Origin of the sequence: Olsenella sp. kh2p3, from assembly GCA_900119625.1 — a bacterium.
In the GTDB taxonomy this organism is placed as follows: Bacteria; Actinomycetota; Coriobacteriia; order Coriobacteriales; family Atopobiaceae; genus Tractidigestivibacter.
On the sequence record FPKD01000007.1, the window covers coordinates 12,679 to 33,732 of the forward strand.

19 protein-coding genes and 1 pseudogene are annotated in these 21,054 nt (G+C 61.8%); 3 read left to right on the forward strand and 17 right to left on the reverse strand.

What is annotated here, in order from left to right:
- Positions 1–13: 13 nt before the first annotated feature.
- A complete protein-coding gene (locus tag BT122_RS08090) occupies positions 14–3,343 on the reverse strand; it encodes an ABC transporter ATP-binding protein/permease (protein ID WP_059053963.1) in 3,330 nt (1,109 codons plus the stop codon).
- A gap of 353 nt (positions 3,344–3,696) precedes the next feature.
- Here BT122_RS08090 and BT122_RS08095 point away from each other — a divergent pair, with 353 nt between their 5' ends.
- Genes BT122_RS08095 through BT122_RS08105 form a run of 3 tightly spaced genes read left to right on the forward strand, consistent with a single transcriptional unit; the run spans position 3,697 to position 7,507 of the window.
- Positions 3,697–4,581: an Mrp/NBP35 family ATP-binding protein gene (locus BT122_RS08095; RefSeq protein WP_083432404.1), complete on the forward strand. Its 885-nt coding sequence runs from the start codon at positions 3,697–3,699 to the stop codon at positions 4,579–4,581.
- A 3-nt stretch (positions 4,582–4,584) separates the two neighbouring features.
- Positions 4,585–5,820 (forward strand): aminoacetone oxidase family FAD-binding enzyme, encoded by a 1,236-nt coding sequence (locus tag BT122_RS08100; protein ID WP_083432405.1) that lies wholly within the window; start codon positions 4,585–4,587, stop codon positions 5,818–5,820.
- Position 5,821: 1 nt separating this feature from the next.
- Positions 5,822–7,507, forward strand: coding sequence for an NAD(P)/FAD-dependent oxidoreductase (locus BT122_RS08105; protein WP_072355452.1), 1,686 nt, complete (start codon positions 5,822–5,824; stop codon positions 7,505–7,507).
- Between the two features lie 26 nt (positions 7,508–7,533).
- Here BT122_RS08105 and BT122_RS08110 read toward each other — a convergent pair whose 3' ends face one another.
- The 16 genes and pseudogenes from BT122_RS08110 to BT122_RS08185 all read right to left on the reverse strand — a co-directional run bounded on the left by BT122_RS08110 (position 7,534) and on the right by BT122_RS08185 (position 20,912).
- Entirely contained in the window at positions 7,534–7,926 is a 393-nt protein-coding gene (locus BT122_RS08110; protein ID WP_072355453.1) for a GtrA family protein, read from the reverse strand.
- 13 nt (positions 7,927–7,939) lie between these two features.
- Complete coding sequence (locus BT122_RS08115) at positions 7,940–8,224, reverse strand: PTS sugar transporter subunit IIB (RefSeq protein WP_072355454.1); 285 nt, start codon at positions 8,222–8,224, stop codon at positions 7,940–7,942.
- Positions 8,225–8,345: 121 nt separating this feature from the next.
- Entirely contained in the window at positions 8,346–8,747 is a 402-nt protein-coding gene (locus tag BT122_RS11280) for a putative toxin-antitoxin system toxin component, PIN family (RefSeq protein WP_072355455.1), read from the reverse strand.
- A 3-nt stretch (positions 8,748–8,750) separates the two neighbouring features.
- A complete protein-coding gene (locus BT122_RS08125; protein ID WP_072355456.1) occupies positions 8,751–9,023 on the reverse strand; it encodes an AbrB/MazE/SpoVT family DNA-binding domain-containing protein in 273 nt (90 codons plus the stop codon).
- Between the two features lie 150 nt (positions 9,024–9,173).
- On the reverse strand, positions 9,174–11,399 hold the full coding sequence (gene uvrB / locus BT122_RS08130) for an excinuclease ABC subunit UvrB (RefSeq protein WP_072355457.1): 2,226 nt from the start codon (positions 11,397–11,399) through the stop codon (positions 9,174–9,176).
- Between the two features lie 100 nt (positions 11,400–11,499).
- Positions 11,500–12,045: a lytic transglycosylase domain-containing protein gene (locus BT122_RS08135; RefSeq protein WP_286130346.1), complete on the reverse strand. Its 546-nt coding sequence runs from the start codon at positions 12,043–12,045 to the stop codon at positions 11,500–11,502.
- Positions 12,046–12,143: 98 nt separating this feature from the next.
- Positions 12,144–12,788: a dephospho-CoA kinase gene (gene coaE, locus BT122_RS08140; protein WP_072355459.1), complete on the reverse strand. Its 645-nt coding sequence runs from the start codon at positions 12,786–12,788 to the stop codon at positions 12,144–12,146.
- Positions 12,789–12,859: 71 nt separating this feature from the next.
- Positions 12,860–13,270 (reverse strand): zinc ribbon domain-containing protein, encoded by a 411-nt coding sequence (locus BT122_RS08145; protein WP_072355460.1) that lies wholly within the window; start codon positions 13,268–13,270, stop codon positions 12,860–12,862.
- 334 nt (positions 13,271–13,604) lie between these two features.
- Positions 13,605–14,381: an amino acid ABC transporter ATP-binding protein gene (locus tag BT122_RS08150; protein WP_072355461.1), complete on the reverse strand. Its 777-nt coding sequence runs from the start codon at positions 14,379–14,381 to the stop codon at positions 13,605–13,607.
- Positions 14,382–14,396: 15 nt separating this feature from the next.
- Positions 14,397–15,245 carry an amino acid ABC transporter permease gene (locus BT122_RS08155; RefSeq protein WP_072355462.1) on the reverse strand — a complete coding sequence of 283 codons (849 nt, stop codon included), beginning with the start codon at positions 15,243–15,245 and terminating at the stop codon, positions 14,397–14,399.
- A complete protein-coding gene (locus tag BT122_RS08160) occupies positions 15,242–15,901 on the reverse strand; it encodes an amino acid ABC transporter permease (RefSeq protein ID WP_143190019.1) in 660 nt (219 codons plus the stop codon). The genes BT122_RS08155 and BT122_RS08160 overlap by 4 nt, the downstream gene beginning before the upstream one ends.
- A gap of 79 nt (positions 15,902–15,980) precedes the next feature.
- Positions 15,981–16,988, reverse strand: coding sequence for a glutamate ABC transporter substrate-binding protein (locus BT122_RS08165; RefSeq protein WP_072355463.1), 1,008 nt, complete (start codon positions 16,986–16,988; stop codon positions 15,981–15,983).
- Between the two features lie 267 nt (positions 16,989–17,255).
- Entirely contained in the window at positions 17,256–17,684 is a 429-nt protein-coding gene (locus BT122_RS08170; RefSeq protein WP_072355464.1) for a Dps family protein, read from the reverse strand.
- Positions 17,685–17,879: 195 nt separating this feature from the next.
- A complete protein-coding gene (gene rpsA / locus BT122_RS08175; protein WP_032110940.1) occupies positions 17,880–19,076 on the reverse strand; it encodes a 30S ribosomal protein S1 in 1,197 nt (398 codons plus the stop codon).
- A 310-nt stretch (positions 19,077–19,386) separates the two neighbouring features.
- Entirely contained in the window at positions 19,387–20,235 is an 849-nt protein-coding gene (locus tag BT122_RS08180; protein ID WP_083432407.1) for a PTS system mannose/fructose/sorbose family transporter subunit IID, read from the reverse strand.
- A gap of 2 nt (positions 20,236–20,237) precedes the next feature.
- Positions 20,238–20,912 (reverse strand): annotated as a pseudogene (locus BT122_RS08185) (PTS mannose/fructose/sorbose/N-acetylgalactosamine transporter subunit IIC).
- Positions 20,913–21,054: the final 142 nt, after the last annotated feature.

Consider the following 21,054-nt stretch of genomic DNA (forward strand, 5'->3'; position numbering starts at 1 on the left):
AGCCAAGAGCCCCCTACTCACTGCGCAGCGCCTCTACCGGGTCCTCCCGCGACGCCTTGGAAGCCGGAATCAACCCCGCGAGGAAGGTGAGCAGCACGCTGATGCCAATGAGGATTACGGCATGCTGCCATGAGAGCTGCATGATGTCTGCCACGGCATAGCGGTTGAGCACGTAGGCGTTCACCGGTATGGAGGCCGCAAGCGTTATCGCGATGCCCATCACGCCGGAAACTAGCCCCTCAATCACGGTCTCCGCATTGAAGACCGAGCTCACGTTGTGCTTCGAGGCGCCAATCGATCGCAGGATGCCTATCTCCTTCTTGCGCTCCAGCACCGAGATGTACGTGATGACGGCAATCATGATCGAGGAGACAATGAGCGATATCGAGACAAACGCAATGAGCAGGTAGGAGATCATGTTCACGATGCGCGTGACCGACTCCATGAGCGTCCCCACCAAGTCCGTGTAGGTGATCTTCTTTGCGTCGTCGGTCTGGGAGGCGTTGTACTCGTCCAGAATCCTGATGACCTGCTCCTTGTCGTCGAAGTTGCCCGGATAGATGTCTATCTCGGAGGGGGTCTCGGGGTCTGCATAGCCCAGCTTAACCAGGTTGTCGTCGTAGGTGGCACTGCTGTTAGTGAGCATGCTCATCATGAGCTCGCGCAACTGGGTCTCGTCCACGTTGAGCGAGAAGGCGCTCTTGATCTTGTCGGCGTCGACAGACATCGCGCTCGCCAGGCTCCCCGCGAGCTTGTCCATGCTCGACTGCATGGCAGAAGTGAGCTGGGTCTGAAGCGCGGTGGAGACCTGGGTCATAACCTGCGTCATCGCAGACTGGATGTAGCTCGTGAGGGCATTCGTAATCTGGACCGCAAGCTGGGACGCAATCTGCGAGGCAAGCTGCTTGACGATCTGGGACTTCAGCGCCTTGGCAACAGAGTCACTGACCTTCTCGTCCACAATGGGGTCGAGCTGCTCCTTAAGCTGTCGCTGGATGTCATCGAAGTTAACGATCTTCTCGACGCCTGTCTCTATGGTCTGTCTCCCCTGCTCGGACATGAAGTAGTCCTGGGGGTTTGCGTCAGGATGCTCGCGCATGTAGGCCTGGTACTCGGTTGTGAGCTGGCTCATGAGGGCATCGGCGGCGGACTGGTCGTACTTGATGTCGAGGTTAGAGATGATGCTTGCCCAATCCACGTCCGAGAAGTCCGGCATCAGCTCCTGAAGCTCCTGCGTATCGAGCTTCGACACGTCGACCCCAGAGAGGTCGACGTTCGTGAAGTCCACGCCAGAGAGGTCAAGCGCAGGCACGTCCACCTGCGGTGTGGTCATGGTGCTCATGTCCAGCGACGAGAGGTCCACATCCAGCTTCGAGGTGTCAAAGGAGAACGACGCCTTCAGGGCATCCGCGTCCACGTTAAAGAGGTTCGAGAGGTCGATGTTCTCCTCGCTCGCCCCCGACGCCTCCTCGATGAAGCTCTTCCCCGTAAAGACGTCGGTTGCGGGGTCCGCAAGCTGCTGCTGAACGATCTCACTTTGGGCGGCGTGGTCCATGACCTGGCGCGTGAGGGCGCTTGTGTAGTAGATGCCGGGGCTGAGCGAGGACGAGCTGTCCTTCGCCTGGACAATGCCCACAACCTTCACGTCCATGCCCTGGGAGACAAGCTCCTGCATGAACGCGTCGTCATCCGTCTTGTCGGTCCATACGCCATACTCCGCGTCGTAGGAGTAGACGTCCGAGGGGTAGACGAGCTTGAGCATGCTGGCGAGAATGTCCGCCACGGGATACGAGGAGCCCTCGGACTCGTCGATCGCAGATTCCTCGTCCGCGGAGGTGTTCGACTGCGTGAGCGTGGAGACCATGTAGTCGAGCTGGCTGTGGTCGCGAAGGCCAAGCTCAAACGCATCGAGGTCCGGGATTGTGCCGTCAGGCCTCAGGACCACGAGAAGCTCGTCCGCTTCCGTAGGCCACTCCCCCGCCACAAGGTCGTACTGCCCTTCGATAAGGTCCGTGTCATCGAGCAGCTCGTGGAACGCGCTTGTCTGCGAGGTCATGCTCGAAGTGATGGAGGAGCTCACGCCGGAGCCCAGCTGTTCGAAGGATGACTCGGGGTTTACCTGCACAACCGTCCCGTCATCGTTCTGAAGATAGAGATAGGGCGTGACGTTATAGGAGTACTGGATGGCATGGGCGTACGTGTCGATGCCGCCACCGTTGGCATCCAGGTACGCCTTGAGCGACTTGAGGTCGTTTTTCCCCACGCTCTTGAACATGTTGGTGATGGTGGAGGCCTCACCGATGCTGTCGCTTCCCTCCACGCTCTGAGTATTGTTGGCCGCAAGGGGGTCGCCGGAAGAGGAGCCGCCGCCCGAGCCGCTTACCGAGGAGAGGACGCTCGTGAGGTTGAGCGACGTTCCCTCGATGGTGAGGGGGTAGACAGTGAGCATCTCCTCCTCGGTGTTCCTGATGTAGTTGTTCGCGCCGTTTGACAGGGCGAGAATGGCCGCAATGCCAATGATGCCAATCGAGCCCGCAAACGCCGTGAGGAAGGTTCGGCCCTTCTTGGTCATGAGGTTGTTGAACGAGAGCCCCAAAGCCGTGAGGAACGACATCGAGGTCTTGCGTGTGGGCTTGGCAGGGCGGCGCTCCTCCTCCGGACCGGGCTCGAAGGGGTCTGAGTCACTCGTGATGTGGCCGTCGCGCAGTTCGACGATGCGCGTGGCGTACTGGCGGGCAAGCTCGGGATTGTGGGTGACCATCACCACCAGCCGGTCGCGCGAGACCTCCTTGAGGAGGTCCATTACCTGCACGGACGTCACCGAGTCAAGGGCGCCCGTGGGCTCGTCGGCAAGAAGGATCTCGGGGTCGTTGATGAGGGCGCGCGCAATGGCCACGCGCTGCATCTGCCCGCCCGAGAGCTGGGCCGGTCGCTTGTCCACGTGGTCGGCAAGGCCCACGTCAGCAAGTGCCTTGAGGGCGCGCTCGCGTCGCTCCGTGCGAGAGACGCCCGAGAGCGTGAGCGCCAGCTCCACGTTAGCAAGGATGGTCTGGTGCGGGATGAGGTTGTAGCTCTGGAACACGAATCCGATGCGGTTGTTGCGGTAGGCGTCCCAGTCGCGGTCGCGGAAGCGCTGTGTAGAGATGCCGTCAACCAGAAGATCGCCGGAGTCAAAGTGGTCGAGGCCGCCCACCACGTTGAGCATCGTGGTCTTGCCCGAACCCGAGGGGCCGAGAACCGCCACGAACTCGGAGTCGCGGAAGGCCACGCTGATGTAGTCGAGCGCCACCTGCGTGAAGTTTCCGGTAACATACTTTTTGGAGATGTCCCTGAGTTCGAGCATGCGATTCCTGTCGGTTGACGTTATTCTGGCTCATCCCAGCTTACCCAAGCTAACCTTGGTGAATCGTTCCTGTGGGATAGGTCTACGAAAGAGATACCAAGTTTGAGAGCAGGCCGCACCACGCGTTGTCCAAGCGGATTGGCAGAGTTTAGCTCCATTTCTTAAACAGCCGCCACGTTTGCGCAGGTCGCTGGCAACCGAATTAAGAAATGGAGCTAAACTGCGCTCGTGGCAGCCCCGAAAGGCACTGGCGATGAACCGCCAGCGGCACAACCCTCTCGCCTTCTGCGCCCTTGGGTAGAATTGACCGTGCAACTTACGCGCCGCCCAGCGGCGAGAAGGAAAGGAACGCCATGGCAGACGCCAACGAAGAGAAGATCAAGCGGGAGATGGATGAGGTGCTGCACGGCCGCTCGAAGGCGGCGCAGGGCCCGGCCGGCTTCAAGCAGAACGAGTACACCAAGATCCACCACGTGATTGGGGTCATTTCCGGCAAGGGCGGCGTGGGCAAGTCGTTTGTCTGCGGCAGCCTTGCCGTTGAGCTGGCACGCTCCGGCGCACGCGTGGGCATCCTTGACGCAGACATCACCGGCCCCTCCATCCCCAAGATGCTGGGCCTAGCCGGCGAGCGCGCCACCGCGGTGAACGACATCCTGGTGCCTGCAACCACCAAGGGCGGCATCGAGGTCATGAGCGCCAACCTCGTCCTCGAGAACGAGACCGACCCCATCGTGTGGCGCGGGCCGGTGATCGCGGGCGCCCTCAGGCAGTTCTTCGAGGAGTGCGCCTGGGGCGAGCTAGACTACCTGCTCGTCGACATGCCCCCGGGAACGGGCGACGTGCCTCTCACCGTGTTCCAGTCCCTGCCCATCGAGGGCGTGGTGGTTGTCTCATCGCCGCAGGACCTCGTGCAGATGGTCGTGGGCAAGGCGTTCAACATGGCATCCATGATGAGCGTGCCCGTGCTTGGCCTTGTCGAGAACATGGCCTATGTCACCTGCCCCCACTGCGGCGAGAAGATCTGGCCGTACGGGCCGAGCCACCTTGCGCAGACGGCAGACGAGTACGGCATCGACGCGCTGGGCGAGCTGCCCATCGACCCCGCGCTTGCGGCGGCATGCGACCACGGCACCCTTGAGGACGAGCTTCCCCAGGGCTTTTTGCCAAAGGCCGTGGAGGCCGTGGTCTCCACCTGCGAGTTCGATGACGCCAAGGCGTCGTCGGGGGCGGCGGAGTAGCGCATGCCCTCTCGGCCGAGAAGCACATCGCGCGCGGGCCGCGGGCCGTCGCGCCTGGCGCGGGAGCGCGAGCTTGCCGCGCAGGCGCAGGCGGTCCAGGTTCCTGCCCAGGTAGACGTGGCCGTTATCGGCGGTGGGGCATCAGGCCTCGCCGCCGCCATCACTGCCGCCGAGGCGGGCGCCCGCGTGGTTATCATCGAGCGCGCGCTTGAGTGCGGCCGCAGCATCCTCGCCACGGGCGGCGGGCGCTGCAACCTTGCGAACGCAAACCTCTCGGCCGAGAGGTACCGGCATCCCGGCTTTGTGTCCGCCGTCTGCGGGGAGCGTTTCCTTCCAGACGTGCTGGGCTTCTTCTCGGCGTGCGGGCTTGCCGTGGCCGAGGAGGAGGGCGGCAGGCTCTACCCCGTGACTCGCGAGGCATCCTCCGTGCGAGAGGTGCTGGTGGCGCGGGCGGACAGGGCTCACGTTACGCTTGCCTGCGGGCGCGAGGTTGCCGGCGTCTCGCGGATGGCGAGCGACTATCGTTTGGAGCTTGTGCCCGCGTTTGAGGGTGGCCGGCGAGAGACGCTGGGTGCGCAGGCGGTCGTGATTGCCACAGGCGGCGGGGAGAGCTCACTCGCCCGTGGCCTTGGCCTTCCTCTGGTGGACGTGCGGCCAGTCCTGTGCCCGCTTGCGTGCAGGGGGCTCGACTTCCCCGCACTTGACGGACGGCGGGCACGTGTTGCTGCAACTCTCATGCGAGGTGACACCACCATTGCGCGTGAGGCGGGCGAGCTGCTCTTCAGGCCGTACGGCATCTCCGGCATCGTGAGCTTTGACCTCTCGCGAAATACGCTGCCGGGAGACAGGTTGATTCTCGACCTTCTCCCCGAGGTGGACGCGGGCACGGCCCGAGAGCTTGCGGCGCGCGGAGGCACAGCGGGCCTGCTCGACGACGCGGTTGCCGCCCAGCTGGTCAAGCGCGGCGGCACGGTCGAGGACGTGGCGGCTCGTGCAAAGGCGGTTGAGCTTCTCGTCACGGGCACCGCAGACGAGAAGCGCGCCCAGGTCACGGCCGGCGGCATTGACGTGGGGGCGTTGGACACCTCGACGCTTGCGTGTCCGGGCGCGCCGGGTGTGTTTGTCTGCGGTGAGGCCGTGGACGTCGACGGGGCCTGCGGGGGCTTCAACCTTGCATGGGCTTGGAAGAGCGGCATGGTGGCGGGGGCATCTGCCGCGCGCCTGGCTGAGAGGAGATAGCGTGATAGAGGTATCCGGCATTCGCGTGCCGCTCTCGCAGCTGGACGGAACCGAAGCCCGCGAACAGGCGGTTATCCGCAAGGCGCTAGCCCGGCGCCTGCACGTACGTCCCGACGAGCTTGGCCGCGTCACGCGGCGCAAGCGCTCCATCGACGCGCGCAAGAAGGGCGACGTCCAGCTCATCTTCACGCTGCGGACAGAATTTCCGGGTGGCGAGCCAGCGGAGAGGGAACTCCTCGCCGGGCTTGCCTCCAGGCGCGAGTCAGGCAGCGTACGCCTGGTAGGGACTGCCGACAAGGACTTCCCACTGCCGTGTGCGCATGTGCCACATGACCAGGGCCCCATCGTTGTTGTAGGGGCAGGCTGCGCGGGACTCTTCTGCGCGCTCTCGCTTGCGCGCGCGGGCTTGGAGCCGCTCCTCGTCGAGCGTGGCGACGATGCCGCGCGGCGATCGCGCGTGGTACGCCACCACGACGAGACGGGCGAGCTTGACCCCGAGAGCAACATCCAGTTTGGCGTGGGTGGTGCCGGGACCTTCTCAGACGGCAAGCTGCAGACAGGGACCAAGAGCCCCTTTCACCGGCTGGTGCTCAAGACCTTTGCGGACGCCGGCGCGCAGCAGCGCATCCTGTGGGACGCAAAGCCGCACATTGGGAGCGACGTTCTGCCCGAGGTGGTGACGCACATCGTCGAGATGATCGAGGAGGCCGATGGGACGGTGCGCTGCCGTTGCCGCCTGGTTGACCTCGACGTGAGCGGCGGAAGCGTGCGCGCGGTGACGCTGCGCTCCGAGGACCCGGAGACGGGAATCGTCACCGAGGAACGCGTGCCCTGCTCAAGGGTAGTGCTTGCGTGTGGGCACTCCGCTCGTGACGTCTTCGAGTTGCTCTCGCAACGCGGCGTTCCCATGGAGCGCAAGACCTTTGCGATGGGCGTGCGCATCGAGCACCTCCAGACAGACATCGACCGCGCGCTCTATGGGCCGGCAGCCGGCAACCCCGCGTTGGGCGCCGCGCCATACAGTCTTGCCGTTCACCTCCCGTCGGGCCGCTCGGCCTTCTCGTTCTGCATGTGCCCCGGCGGGTACGTGGTCTCTGCCGCAAGCGAACCGGGCGGCGTCGTGACCAACGGCATGAGCTACTCCGACCGCGCAGGCGAGAATGCAAACTCCGGGCTGCTCGCCAACGTTTTCCCCGAGGACCTTCCCGGTGACGACGTCCTTGCAGGTATCAAGCTGCAGCGCGCCTGTGAGCAGGCGGCGTTCGAGGCGGGCGGCGGTGGCTTTGTGGCACCTGCGCAGCTGGTGGGAGACTTCCTGCACGACAGGCCATCCTCTGCAGTTGGTGGCGTGGAACCCACGTACCCCAGGGGTGTGGCCTGGGGAGACGTCTCGCGTTGCCTCCCTTCCTACATCACCGAGACCATCCGCGCCGCCATTCCCGAGATGGGACGCAAGCTTCGCGGCTTTGACCGTCCGGATGCGGTGCTCACGGGCGTGGAGACAAGGTCCAGCTCGCCCGTGCGCGTGACACGGGGGAGCAACCTACAAAGCGTGGGCGTACGAGGGCTTTGGCCTGTGGGCGAGGGTGCCGGCTACGCAGGCGGCATCATGAGCGCGGCGGCTGACGGTCTGCGTGTGGCCGAGGCCGTTGTGGAAGACGTTACAGAAGAGCTGCGGCAGGCGTAACTCGGGCGGCACGCTGCCGCCACGCCCTAGCGCTGCCTGAACGTCACGGACCTGTTGAGGACAAACTGCATGAGCCCCGCAGTCACAAGGGCGGCGAGCTTCGCCACCAATGGCGTCGAGAGGGGCGCTGCGGCATGTGTGGTGAGAGCGGCAATAACCAGCTCCTGCACGCACATGCCGCAGAGCCCCACGCAGATAAAGACCACATAGCGACGAGCGGGACTATCCATCACATGAAAAGTGTGCTGGCGGTTGAGAAAGAAGCTCAGGGTAAGCCCAACCGCCACACTCGCCACGTTTGCGGCAAGCGGCTCTATGCCGCCCAGTGATGTAAGTGCGAGAAAGACGAGCATGTCGACGGCAGAGCAGACGCACCCAAAGAGCGCATACGAGATGAGCTGCCGAAATGCCTGGTGCATGGTAGCGCTCGAGCTACTTGCCCCTCACTGCGTCGGCGAGGCGCTTGAGCTCCTCGTCCTGGTTCATGCCCGTGAGGAACGCGACGCCGTTAAAGACGGGAACGTCAAACTCGCGCTCGGGGCGGACCACGGCAACATATGCGTCGGCGTTCTTGAGCGCCTCGTCAAGGTCGGCGACGGCGACTGCCTCGACGTCCGCCTCGATGCCATCGGCCGCAAGCAGCTTCTTGACCTTATAGGCTACAGTCGCAGAGGTTGCGACTCCTGAACCACATGCAACGACAATCTTTGCAGCCATGATGCCTCCTTGATAGCTTGACAACCGTCACACAACACATTTCTGGCGACATTCATCATACCCCACGCGTGCAACCGAACTCCCGGGCGCGTTGATTGCGGCGCACACAAGGGCCTACGGCCTACGACTCCAAGAACTCCCGAGGGGAGATTATTCTAAGTGAATCAATCCCCGAATCTAGCAAGTCCCTGTCCCCCGTTAGCAGCACGTCTGCATTTGATGCCAAGGCAGCACGTACAATCGGCCGATCTGCCGAATCACGTACACCCATCTCATCGGCACAAGAGTCACTGGGGGTAGCGACTATTTCGACCGCATATGACAACGAAGCAAGAAACCCGTCGAGCGCAGGAAGCTTTTCCGGGAATTTTCTCTTGAATACCGTCCTGAGCTCTTCTACCACGTAGTCACTAACAATTGGTCGATTCGGTGATGACACCGCGGCTTCATAGGCACAGGCTGCTGCACCACCAGGAAAGAGAGCGGCGGACAGTAACACATTTGTGTCGATGAAGATACGCATAAACTAGTTCCCTGGCCCTTCAGAACGCATGGACGAGACTAGTTTTACGGCCTCGTCCTCTGTTGCGATGCCCACACGGTTAGCCTCGTCACTCATTTCCCGCTGAAGTACCCTCATGGCATATGCTGCGGAGTTCATGACCCTCACTGTATTGCCTTCCACAACAAACGTCACTTTATCTCCGCTCTGAACGCCCAAAACCTTACGCACCTCCTTGGGGATAGTGACCTGCCCCTTTGACATAACCTTGGCGCTATCCACAAATACAGTTTGCATGGTGGCCTCCCCGACTTTTAGTTGCCCTGTTAGTAGGAAAAGTAGGAATATCCTCACTACATTGTACCCACCTAGAGGTCTGATAGGGATTCACGTGGCCATCGTACTTACCAAAAGGGGAAGCAGGGATACCTCAGCGAAGGCTTCGCGTCAGTGCTTCCCGCGGTACTTGCGCCGCGTCGCGTGAGCGCTCCCCTTTCTTGCGCCTACCTTGAGACGTTTCATGACCTCTTCCTCGCTCGTTCCCTCAAATTGGCTCTTGAGTTCGACGAGCTGGTCACGAATGCGAGCCGCCTGCTCGTACTCCATGTTCGCCGAAGCGTTGGCCATCTCCTCCTCGAGCGAAGCGATGACACGCATGACCTCGTCGCGCGGGAGCTTGGAGAGCTCGGCGGCAACGGCCTCTGCCGTAGACACCTCCGCGGGAGCGCCTTGCTCCTCTGCCCCCTCCCCCGAGGCAGTATAGAAGGCCCCGTCCTTGCGCTTGCGCTTTCCCACATTGGCCTGTGCCTCGGCAAGGAAGCCAGAGATGTCGTTGATGGCCTTTCGCACCGTTTGGGGCTCGATATGGTGTTCCTCGTTGAACTTCTCCTGGATGGCACGACGCCTACGCGTCTCGTCGATTGCCTCGCGCATGGAGTCCGTTATCTCATCGGCATACATGATGACCTCGCCCGAGACGTTACGTGCGGCACGTCCCATGGTCTGGATGAGCGACCGACGGTTTCTGAGGAAACCCTCCTTGTCCGCATCCAAAATGGCAACGAGGGAGACCTCTGGAATGTCAAGCCCCTCTCGCAGAAGGTTGATGCCCACGAGCACGTCGATCTTTCCCTCACGAAGGTCGCGGATGATATCCACGCGATCGAGCGTTGCGGTGTCCGAGTGCATATAGTTGACGCGGAACCCCTCGTCTAGGAGGTGGTCGGTGAGGTCTTCTGCCATACGCTTGGTAAGAGTGGTCACAAGCACGCGCTCATGGCGCCCCACACGCTCGCGAATCTCGGAGATGAGGTCGTCAATCTGGCCGTGAACGGGGCGCACCTCAATCTTTGGGTCGAGAAGGCCGGTGGGACGGATGATCTGCTCCACCTCCTGCTGCGTCACCGACTCCTCGTAGTCTCCCGGCGTTGCGGATACGTAGATGAACTGCGGGATGCGCGCCTCGAACTCGTCGAAGCGCAGCGGCCTGTTGTCCAGAGCCGAGGGCAAACGGAAGCCATGCTCGACGAGCGTGACCTTGCGCGAGCGGTCTCCCTCGTGCATGCCACGAATCTGCGGAACCGTCACGTGGCTCTCGTCGATGATGCACAGCATGTCCTTGGGGAAGTAATCGATGAGCGTGTACGGCGGCTCGCCGGGGGCTCGCCCATCAAGGTGGCGCGAGTAGTTCTCGATGCCGTTGCAATATCCCATGTTCTCGAGCATCTCGAGGTCATACGCCGTGCGCTGCGAGAGCCTCTCGGCCTCCAGCAGCATGTTGTTTGCCTTGAGCTCGGCCACGCGCTGCTCGAGCTCCTCGGAGATGGTCTTTAGGGCGTGGGTGATCTTGGGGCGCTCGGTGACGTAGTGCGATGCGGGCCAGATGGGGATGGCGTCAAACTCGCGCACGACCTCACCCGTCACGTTGTCCACCTCGGCAATCTGCTCGACCTCGTCGCCAAAGAACGAGATGCGCAGGGGGTTCTCTGCGTAGGGCGGGAACACGTCCACGGTGTCTCCGCGAACGCGGAAGGTGCCGCGCTGGAGGTCGTAGTCGTTCCTGTCGTACTGGATGTCTATGAGGTTTTTGATGAGGTCATCCCGCTCGAGCGGGACCTCCTTGTCCACATTGGGCGCAAGGCCGGCGTAGTCCTGGGGACTGCCGATGCCGTATATGCACGAGACGGACGCCACCACAATAACGTCGCGGCGCGAGAGCAGGCTCGAGGTGGCCTGGTGGCGCAGCTTCTCGACCTCCTCATTGATGGAGGCATCCTTCTCGATGTAGGTGTCACTCTGGGGGACGTAGGCCTCTGGCTGGTAGTAGTCGTAGTAGCTCACGAAGTAGACAACGGCATTGTTGGGAAAGAGCTCGCGCATCTCGCTTGCTACCTGTGCGGCGAGCGTTTTGTTTGGCTCCATGATGAGCGTGGGGCGCTGGACCGCCTCGATGGTCTTGGCCATGGTGAACGTCTTGCCCGAGCCGGTGACGCCCATGAGCGTCTGGTAGCGCAGGCCATCCTCCACGCCATGCGCGAGCTTCTCGATTGCCTGCGGTTGGTCTCCTGCGGGCTCGAAGGGAGAGACAACCTTGAACGGCGTACCCGCCTGCTCGACGCCAAAGCGCTTGAGTTCTCCGCCAAAGCGCTCGCCCGTTACCGAAGGTTCTGCCATAGCCTCCTCCTTTCCCTGAGCCAGAGTATAACAGAACGCTTGTTCTGTTTCTAGGTCGCTTCAAAGTATTTCTCGAACATGCCCGCCGGCAGCCTCTTGCCTACTGCTCGACCACCAGACCGTTTGGGTAGCTGTCGCGATACCCCTGGTAGGCCTCGCTCACACGGCGCAGGTACTCGCGCGTCTCCGGATACGTGATGTTGTCGGCAAGCTCCCCGGGCTGGGCAAGCCACTCCTCAACCTTGCCCATGCCAGCGTTGTACGCCGCAATCACCTGGTCTGTCGAGGAGAGGTTCTTCTCGAGGAACGCGAGGTAGGCCGTCCCGTACTCGATGTTCGTAGTGGGATCGAAGAGGTTTGAGGGATCGTAGGCACCAGAATCGACCAACCCCATGCGCGCAAGCTCAGACGAGGTCTGCGGCATTACCTGCATGAGGCCAATGGCGCCAGCAGCGGACTGCGCATTCTCGTCCCAGTTAGACTCGCACTTGATAACGGCAGCAACAAGCAGAGGGTCCACACCGTGGCGCTCTGCCGACGCCTGGATGTCCTGCGCATGGCTCACGGGATAGAGCGTCCTCCTAGCAAGCGTCGTGGGCGTAGCCGCAAGTATCGCGCACGCTATGGCCACGGCGCCAACAAGCACGAGCGGCACCACCCGATACCAGCGCCAGAAACCACGTCCTCGAGTGCGATGGCGACGCGCATGAGGGCGCCTTCCCCGCGTGCGAGCAGTGCGTGAGCTCATCGCAGGGCCCCATCCTCGTGCGTCGAGAGGCGCTTCCAGCCCTCGCGCTCGCGCGAGACCCACCAGGCTTGGACCTGTGAGGCCAGGCCCTTCTCGTCCCCCGCGTTGTCGAACACGACGTCTGCGTGAGAGCGCAGATAATCGTTTGATGGCTGCAGGGCAACCCGGCGGTCAAAATCCGCTAGATCCATGCCGCGCCCCTGCGCCCGCACGCGACGCACGTCCAGTGGCGCAACCACGCAGAGAACCTCATCTACCTGAGAAAGCATGGGCTCAACCCTGTCAAGCAGCGGAACCTCGACCACGCAGACAGGGGCGGCACCGGAGCGCTCCTCCTTGGCAAGCGCATGGGCGAGCGTCTCCGAGATGAATGGCAGTTCGATGGCCTCCAGTCGCGCCCCACCCTCGGGCGTGGCAAACGCCCTCTTGGCGAGAAGTGCCCGGTTTATCTCGCCCGTTGTGGGGTTCACGAGGTCTTCGCCAAAGGCCTTGGCCACGGCGGCCGAGCAGTCACTTCTCGGCGAGAGCACGCTTCTTGAGACCTGGTCGAGGTCTATTCGCGAGGCACCCAACCCCTCAAGAATTCGAGCGACGGTCGACTTGCCCGAGGCAATGCCGCCGGCGAGAAATACCTTGTACACAGGTTGCCTCCAGCTGCGATTTGAGTACGTTCAAGGGATACCATCATCGCACGCCGAGGGGCGGGCGTCATCTAGGACTTGACCTCGAACTTCTCGTGGCACTTGGGGCAAGTCACGCGCAGCTTGCCCTTCCCTCGCGGCACGCGGACCTTCTGCCCGCATGAGGGACACTTTGCGTGCTTGTAGGTGCGCAGCTCGTGAGCCGCGTGGTTCGGATTCTGCAGCCACGGCCTCACGGGACCCAGCGCCTTGAGGAAGGCGTCGTTCTCGTTCATACGTGCGTAGACGTTCTTCGAGCACATGCGCCAGGCCGCGTAGACCACAAGCGCCATGGAAATCCAGCTGAGCCAGCCGGTGTGCACAAAGATATCGATGACAACGAGAATGACGGCAACCCACACACAGAGGTTGGCGAGGTCGTCTGGTCCACGGCGCCCGTTCATAAACTGCTGCACCTTACGGTTAAAGTCGCCCTGTGCCATGTCTCCCCTATCGCTAACGCACCCATTGCGGCCGCGTGTCCGCTGAATAGCCAACGAACACATGTCTACCCAAATGGGAGGGTGGCATACGGCAAGCCTCCGCAGCATGGAGGCCGCGTGGAGCAGACAGGGGCCCACGAGGCAGGATGCTTCAAGAAATCGTGCGGCTCCCGGCACCGCAGCATTGCCGCGGATTCCGAACGGTTAAGGGCCCCTAAACGGCGAGTGAGCGCGGCATCGCAAAGGTGCCGCGGATTCCGAACGGTTAGCCCTGCCTAAACGTTCGAAACCCGCGGCACGAAATCTCTCGCCTTGCCAATAGCAGGCCGCGTCCCTAGTGCCCCTTGATGGAGTCGAGGAACTCTCGGGCGCGCTCGGTTGTGGGGTGCTCGAAGAACTCGTCGGGCTTACCCTCCTCGATGATGGCGCCGTCGGCCATGAAGACCACACGGTCGCTCACGCGGCGCGCGAAACCCATCTCGTGCGTAACCACGACCATGGTCATACCGCCGCGCGCAAGCTCAACCATGACGTCCAGGACCTCGTTGATCATCTCGGGGTCGAGCGCCGAGGTGGGCTCGTCAAAGAGCATCGCCTTGGGGTGCATGGCCAGGGACCTCGCGATGGCCACGCGCTGCTGCTGGCCGCCGGAGAGCTGGGCCGGCATCTTCTCGGCCTGCTCGGCAACTCCCACGCGGCGCAGGAGCTCCATGCCCTCCTCACGGGCCTTGTCGCGCGGCACGCCAAGCACCTCGACGGGGCCCATGGTCACGTTGTCGATGATCGAGCGGTGCGCGAAGAGGTTGAAGGACTGGAAGACCATGCCAATCTCGGCGCGCGTGGCGGCAAGCTCCTTCCCCTCCTGCGGGAGCGGCTTGCCCTCGATGAGAACCTCGCCGGAGTCGATGGTCTCAAGCCTGTTGATGGTGCGGCAAAGCGTGGACTTGCCCGAGCCCGAAGGGCCGATAACCACGACAACCTCGCCCTTGCCAACTTTGAGGTTAATGTCCTTGAGCACGTGGAGGCTGCCAAAGTGCTTGTCCACGTGGCGAAGCTCGATGATGGGGGTGTCCTCTGCGGCGAGTGCCTCACCGGTTTGCGTCTGTGTCAACGTAGCCTCCTTTGGCTAGACGGGGTTCTCGCTCGTACGGGAGATGATGCTCGTGCCAGAGCGACGCGCCAGCGACACCGCCAGGTGGTTGATGGCGTAGTTCACAAGGATGTAGAGAATCGCGACGACAAAGTACACCGAGACAAGCGCGTCGTAGTTAGTGATGAGCACGCGCGCGTTCTGCAGCATATCGGGGAAGCTCACCACGTACGCAACAGTGGTGTCCTTCACCACAACGACAAGCTGCGAGATGAGCGAGGGAATCACGTAGCGCACGGCCTGCGGGAATACGATCTTCATCGTGACCTTCATCTTGCGCATGCCCAGCGAGTACGCGGCCTCGGACTGCCCCTTGGGAACGGCGTTCATGCCACCGCGGAAGACCTCGGCAAGGACGCCGGAGGCCGCGAGGCCAACCGGCAGTGTGATCATCCAGAACGAGCTCATCTTCACGCCGTAGGTGGGGACCACCAGGAAGAAGAAGTAGATGAGGAGCAGGCTCGGGACGCCACGGAAGAAGTTGATGATCACGCGGCAGATGCCGGAAAGCACGCGAGAAGAGCTCATGCGCCCCAGCATGAGAAGGAAGCCCAGCACGATGGCGATAAGGCCCGCCATAAGCGAGACCTTAATGGTGCCCAGGAAGCCCTTACCAAGGAAGATCCACGTGGTAGGCCGCGCGAAGAGCTCCCAGTAGCGCGGGGCAAGCTGCCCCGTCACGTAGAAGCGCCGGACGATAAGGCCAATGCCCACAGCCACAAGCACCAGCGAGATGGCCGTCCAGAAGCGGATGCGCCTGCGGGTGTGAGGACCGGGCGCCTCGTACAGCGCATCGCGCATGGAGGTGGAGTTGGCTGCGCTCATCGGACGATCCTCACCTTCTTGTCAATGGCGTTGCCAATGACGCCAATCACAAACGCCGTGCCCGCATACATGAGGGCGGAGATAACAAAGGGCAGGATGCCGCCGACGGTACGGGTGTTGATGTAGGAGACAAGACCCGTAAGCTCGGGCGGAGAGAGCGGGACCTGGGAGCCAAGGGCCGTGGTGAGAAGAACAGCCACAGCCAGGTTGGTCATAGGCAGCACGGCCGAGCGAAGCGCCTGCGGGATGACCACCAAGCGCAGCATCTTGCCAAAGCCCATACCAAGCGAGCGAGCGGCCTCAATCTGCCCCACGCCGATGGTGTTGATGCCACTCATGAAGTTCTCGGACCCAAAGGCCGAGGCAACAAGAATCACCGTGACAATCACGCAGAGGCGGTAGTCCATCACGATCTTGAGGTACGGCAGCGCGTACACCAGGATGATGAGGAGCGAGACGCCTGGGATGTTGCGGAATATCTGCACGTAGAGGTCGCCCACCACGCGCAATGGCTTGATGGGGCTCACGCGGAACACGGTGATGACGAGTGCCAGAAGCATGGCGAAGGCAAACGACACAAGCGACATCCACCACGTGCCGAGAAGCGCTTGGACGTACATGTCCCCGTACTCAGCAAGAAGCTCCGAGATGCTCAAGGCTCCCCCTCTCCAATTACCAACCAAGGCCCCCTGCGCCTTTGCGACGCAGAGGGCCCATACCAGACGTTACCTGGAGTTAGGCGCCAATCGCGGGCGGCTCGGGAACCTTATCGATGCCAGTACGGTCACCGATGCAGATCTTCCACAGCTTAGCCCAGGTGCCTTCGTCCTCGATCTTCTTGAGCCAGGTGTTTACGAAGGTGACCCCGTCAGAGTCGAGCTGCAGGCCAATGCCGTAGGGATCCTCGGGACCAAAGGAATCGCCAGCAAGGCGATACTTGCCGGGGTTCTTGACGATGGAGCTCATCTGCATAGTGGCGTCGATGACGTAGGCGTCAACACGACCCTGCTCAAGGGCGGTACGGGCCTCCTCGTCGGTGGTGAACTCCTGGACGGTTGCGGTAGGCGCGTACTCGGCAAGGATGCTCGGGCCGGTGGAGCCGGACTGGGCGGCAACGGTCTTGCCGGCAAGGTCGTCGACGGAGTTGATGTCCGAGTTGTCGGCAAGCACGAGGATGCCCTGCTGCGTGGAGTAGTACGGGCCGGCGAAGGAGATGACCTCCTTGCGCTTGTCGGTGATGGAGTAGGTGGCGAAGACGGCGTCGACCTGGTCGTTCTGGAGGACGGACTCACGCGTGTCCGAGGTCACCTTGGTGAACTCGTACTTAGACTCGTCACCCAGGATGTAGCGGACGAGCAGCTGCGCAAGGCCAGCGTCAAAGCCACGGAGCTTGTTGTCCGTCTCGTCAAGCGAAGCGAAGAGCGTTGAGGTCTGGACGCCGCCCAGACGGAACTTGCCAGCATCCTTGATCTTCTGGGCCCAGGCGCTCGCAGAGACCGTGGCGTCATCGGCAACGTCACCGGCGGCGAGCAGGCTGTCGAAGGCATCCTTGTCAATCTGGGTCGAGGCGGTGGAATCGGTGCTCGTCGAGGAAGCCGACGAGGAGCTGCTGTTAGAAGCGGTGGAATCGTTGCTGGTGTCGGTGCAGCCGGCGAGGGCAACAACGCCCGCGGCGGCAACGCTGCCAAGGCCAAGGCGGATAGCCTGGCGACGGCTCACGGAAGTGCTCGAAAGTGACTTCATTAGAGTCTCCCCTCTCTTGGTGGTGCGACAACCCCTCCCCCACCCACCTGAGGGCAGCGCAGACAGGGATGTCTCTCGTTTTCCTAGTGTAGCAATCGGAATTGATACTCACCCACAGGGAATTCCGATAGCTAACCATTTGGAAACCAGATACCAGGACAACTTGAACTTTCTTTCTATACCCCAAAGCAGGCGGCTTACGACCCCTAAACAAAAATGCAGGGCCGAGAGGCTCGGCCCTGCGAAGCGTTGCGCCGTTCTCGCCGGCTACGCGCGCTGCTGGCGAATCATCCAGATGGTCTTGGAGAGGCTGGCGATGTAGTCGTCCATGAGAGCGCTCACCAGGTGGTTGTTCTCCTCGTCTGCTGCAACCTTGATTGCGGTAACCTCGTCGAGAAGCGCCGAGAAGTCCGCAAGGACGATCTCGAAGACCTGGGTGCTACGTACGGGCGCATTCTCGCGCTCCTTGATGCTTGCCGTTGAGAGAACCTCTCCCAGGCTTGCGATGGGCTTGCCACCCTGCTGAAGAATGGTCTCTGCCACGTCATCGACAATGGGGAGCAGGCCATCGTAGAGCTCCTCGAGCTTTGCGTGGACCTGGAAGAAGTCACTGCCCGAGATGTACCAATGCAGGTTCTGGAGCTTGTGGTACTCGACGGTGACGTTGGCGAGAAGGTGGTTAAGCTTGGATTCCATTGTATCCTCCTGTGTCTGTCCTTATTAGGAACTGTTCTTAATTGTTGTAGTCAGTATTCCACAGGAGGAGTTCTTCATTATCGAGAATTATTACTATTAGTGTTCTACACATCTTGCACACAAAAAGGGGAGCCGCCCGAAGGCGACTCCCCTATCACGTGCATTTGCTCGGCGCTAAGACGATACGAGTAAGAGCTACTCGGCAGCAGGCTCAGCCTCGGCCTCTGCGGCCTCGTCCTTCTCGGCAGGCTTGTCGCTCTCGGGCAGAGGCTTGACCTCGACCTCGGTGCCCAGGGTCTCGGCAGCGGCCTTCATGGAGAGGGAGATGCGACGACGGTCGAGGTCGATCTCCATGACCTTCACCTGGACGGTGTCGCCAACCTGGCAAACCTGCGAGGGGGCGTCTACGTGGCTCTTAGCCATCTCGGAGATGTGGACCAGGCCCTCGACGCCCTCGCCGAGGTCAACGAAGGCACCAAAGGTGACGAGCTTGGTGACCTTGCCCTCAACGATGGCACCCACGGGGTACTTCTTGACGAGCGTGCGCCAAGGATCCTCGGTGGTCTGCTTGAGGCCAAGGGAGATGCGCTCGCGGTTGAGGTCGACGTCGAGCACCTGAACCTCGACCTCCTGGCCGACCTTGACGACCTCGGAGGGGTGGTTGACGTGGTTCCAGGAGAGCTCGGAGATGTGAACCAGGCCGTCGATGCCGCCGAGGTCCACGAAGGCACCGAAGTCCACGATCGAGGACACGGTGCCCTTGAGGCGCATGCCGGGCTTGAGCTTGGAGAGAATCTCCTGGCGCTCGGCCTTGCGGGCCTCCTCGAGCACGACGCGGCGAGAAAGCACGACGTTGTTGCGGTTGCGGTCCATCTCGATGACGCGAGCCTCGATGCGGGTGCCAAGGTAGGCGTTGAGGTCCTTCACGCGGCGAAGGTCAACGAGGGACGCAGGCAGGAAGCCGCGAAGGCCGATGTCGAGGATAAGGCCGCCCTTGACGACCTCGATGACCTCGCCCTCGACGGTCTCACCGGAGTTGAACTTCTCCTCCACGCGGTTCCAGGCACGCTCGTACTCGGCACGCTTCTTGGAGAGGACGAGACGGCCCTCCTTGTCCTCCTTCTGAAGGACGAGAGCCTCGATCTGGTCGCCCAGCGAGACGACGTCGGCAGGGTTGACGTCCTTGCGGATGGAAAGCTCGCGAGCAGGAATGACGCCCTCAGACTTGTAGCCGATGTCAAGCAGGACCTCGTCGCGCTCGATCTTGACGACGGTTCCGGTGACAAGATCGCCCTCGTCGAAATCGGTGACGGTACCGTCGATGAGGTTGTTCATCTCCTCGTCGGAAATATCATCCAGCGCGAAGACGGACGAGTTCTGAATCTCACTCAAAGGTGGACCCCTCTCGAAACGGGACCCCGGTCGTCATGGTCTGCGCTTCCGCGCTCGCGCACGAACGCTTAGGCGAACTTACATGCTCTCGGGGGCCGACAGATACGCTGCATGGCGGACGCGCATGCACTGGATAGATTAGCCTGTTCGTAGGCATAATTTCAAGCGTCAGGTGTCTTTTTTTCTAAATGTGCGGGAGTGCCGAGCAGCCATGAGACAAAGGGAAACTCCCTTTGTCTCATGCGCGTGGGGTGCGTCAGCCAGATGACTCACACACCCACGAAGGCGTACAACTATGCATGCCCTGCAACTAGACCGTGAGGATCGTGGTGAAGTAGCCCACGATGGAGATCACGAGCATAAGGAGCATGGTCTTGCCAGCAGACCAGTTCTTCTTGACCATGAGCCAGTAGGTCACGAAGGAGATAATCAGCACAGGCAGCTCGGGGAAGATCGAGTCCAAGATGTCGGCGATGTTGATCGTGAGGTCGCCGCTGGTGTAGACGAGGCCAATGTTGAACTTGGAGTACTGCGCGCAGATGGCGCCCACGACGACAAGGCCAACAACCTCGGCAGCACGCGTGACCTTGTCCTTGATGCCACCCGAAAGGACCATCTCCGCGGCGTTGGCACCGGCCTTGACGCCGTAGGAGAAGAGGAACCAGGTGAGCGGCAGCATGATGGCCAGGAAGACCACGATGTAGAAGATCGGGCCGGTGACCTCGCCGTTGGGCGACATGCCCAAGGCGATGGAGAGCAGGATCGGGATCAGCGTACCGGGGAGCAGTGAGTCACCAATGCCGGCGAAGGGCCCCATGAGCGCGGTCTTGATCGAGTTGATGAACTCAGGAGAGATCTCGTCGTTGCCCTCTGCCTTGCTCGCCTCCATGCCGGGGACGATGCTGCCCAGGTACGGCACGGTGTTGAGGAAGACCTCGTGGCGCTCGAGCATCTCCTGCTGGGCCTCGGGGTCGCCAGGGTAGAGGTCCTCACGGACGTCAGCCAGCATCTTGATGATGGCAGGGCCCTGCATCCTCTCGAAGTTCTGCACGGATAGGTTGTAGAACATCCAGTCCCAGTACGCGTGGCGAATGGCGCTCTTGCTGAGCTTCTTGGCGCCGCCCATCTCCTGGTCCTCGGTGGTGATGTCGTTTGCCATGTCTACTCACTCCTCTCGGGGGCAGCGGTGGCGTTGGTGCCGCGGTAGTCGAGGTAGGCGATGCCCAGCGCGAAAATCACGATGGTGACCATGCCGAGCTGGAGCACGGACATGAGCGCGAAGCCAACGCAGAAGAGGATGAGGTCGACGTCACGCTTGCAGATCATGCGCATAAGAAGCATGAAGCCGACGAGCGGCAGCATGTTGGCGAAGATCTGGAGGATGTCGGTCACCTGGACGGGCAGAGCGTTGACAAGAACGGTGATGAGGTCCTGGCCAAAGAAGTTGATGAGAAGGATCGGGGAGAAGCGCAGCACGAAGTTGGTGATCTGGCCAACGATGGGGATGCGAGCGGCGGCGTCAAGCTTGCCGGCCTCGACATAGGCGTCCTGCTTGTGGACGAAGTACAGGTTGATGGCGCACAGGTCGTAGACGGCGAGGACGCCCAGCGACGACAGCGGCACGGCGAGCGCGAGCGCGTACTCCTTGCCGGCACCGGCGACCATGGCCAGCGGGATGCCAATCTACGCGGCAAAGTTGACGTCGGTGGGCATCGTGCCGCCGGGGGTCACGAGGCCGATATAGAGCATCTGGATGGCAGCACCCATGATGATGCCGGTCTGGAAGTCACCAAGGATAATGCCGATGATCCTGCCCGAGACCAGCGGCCGACCGATCGTGTACTAGCCTGCGAGTCCTCCTATGAGCACCGGCGAGTAGATGGAGCCCATCCACCCAAACAGTGCCAGGAGCAGTGCCTGTAGAAAACTCATGGCAGTACCTTCCTTTCCTCTGACACCAGGACCTTATCCCGCTGCC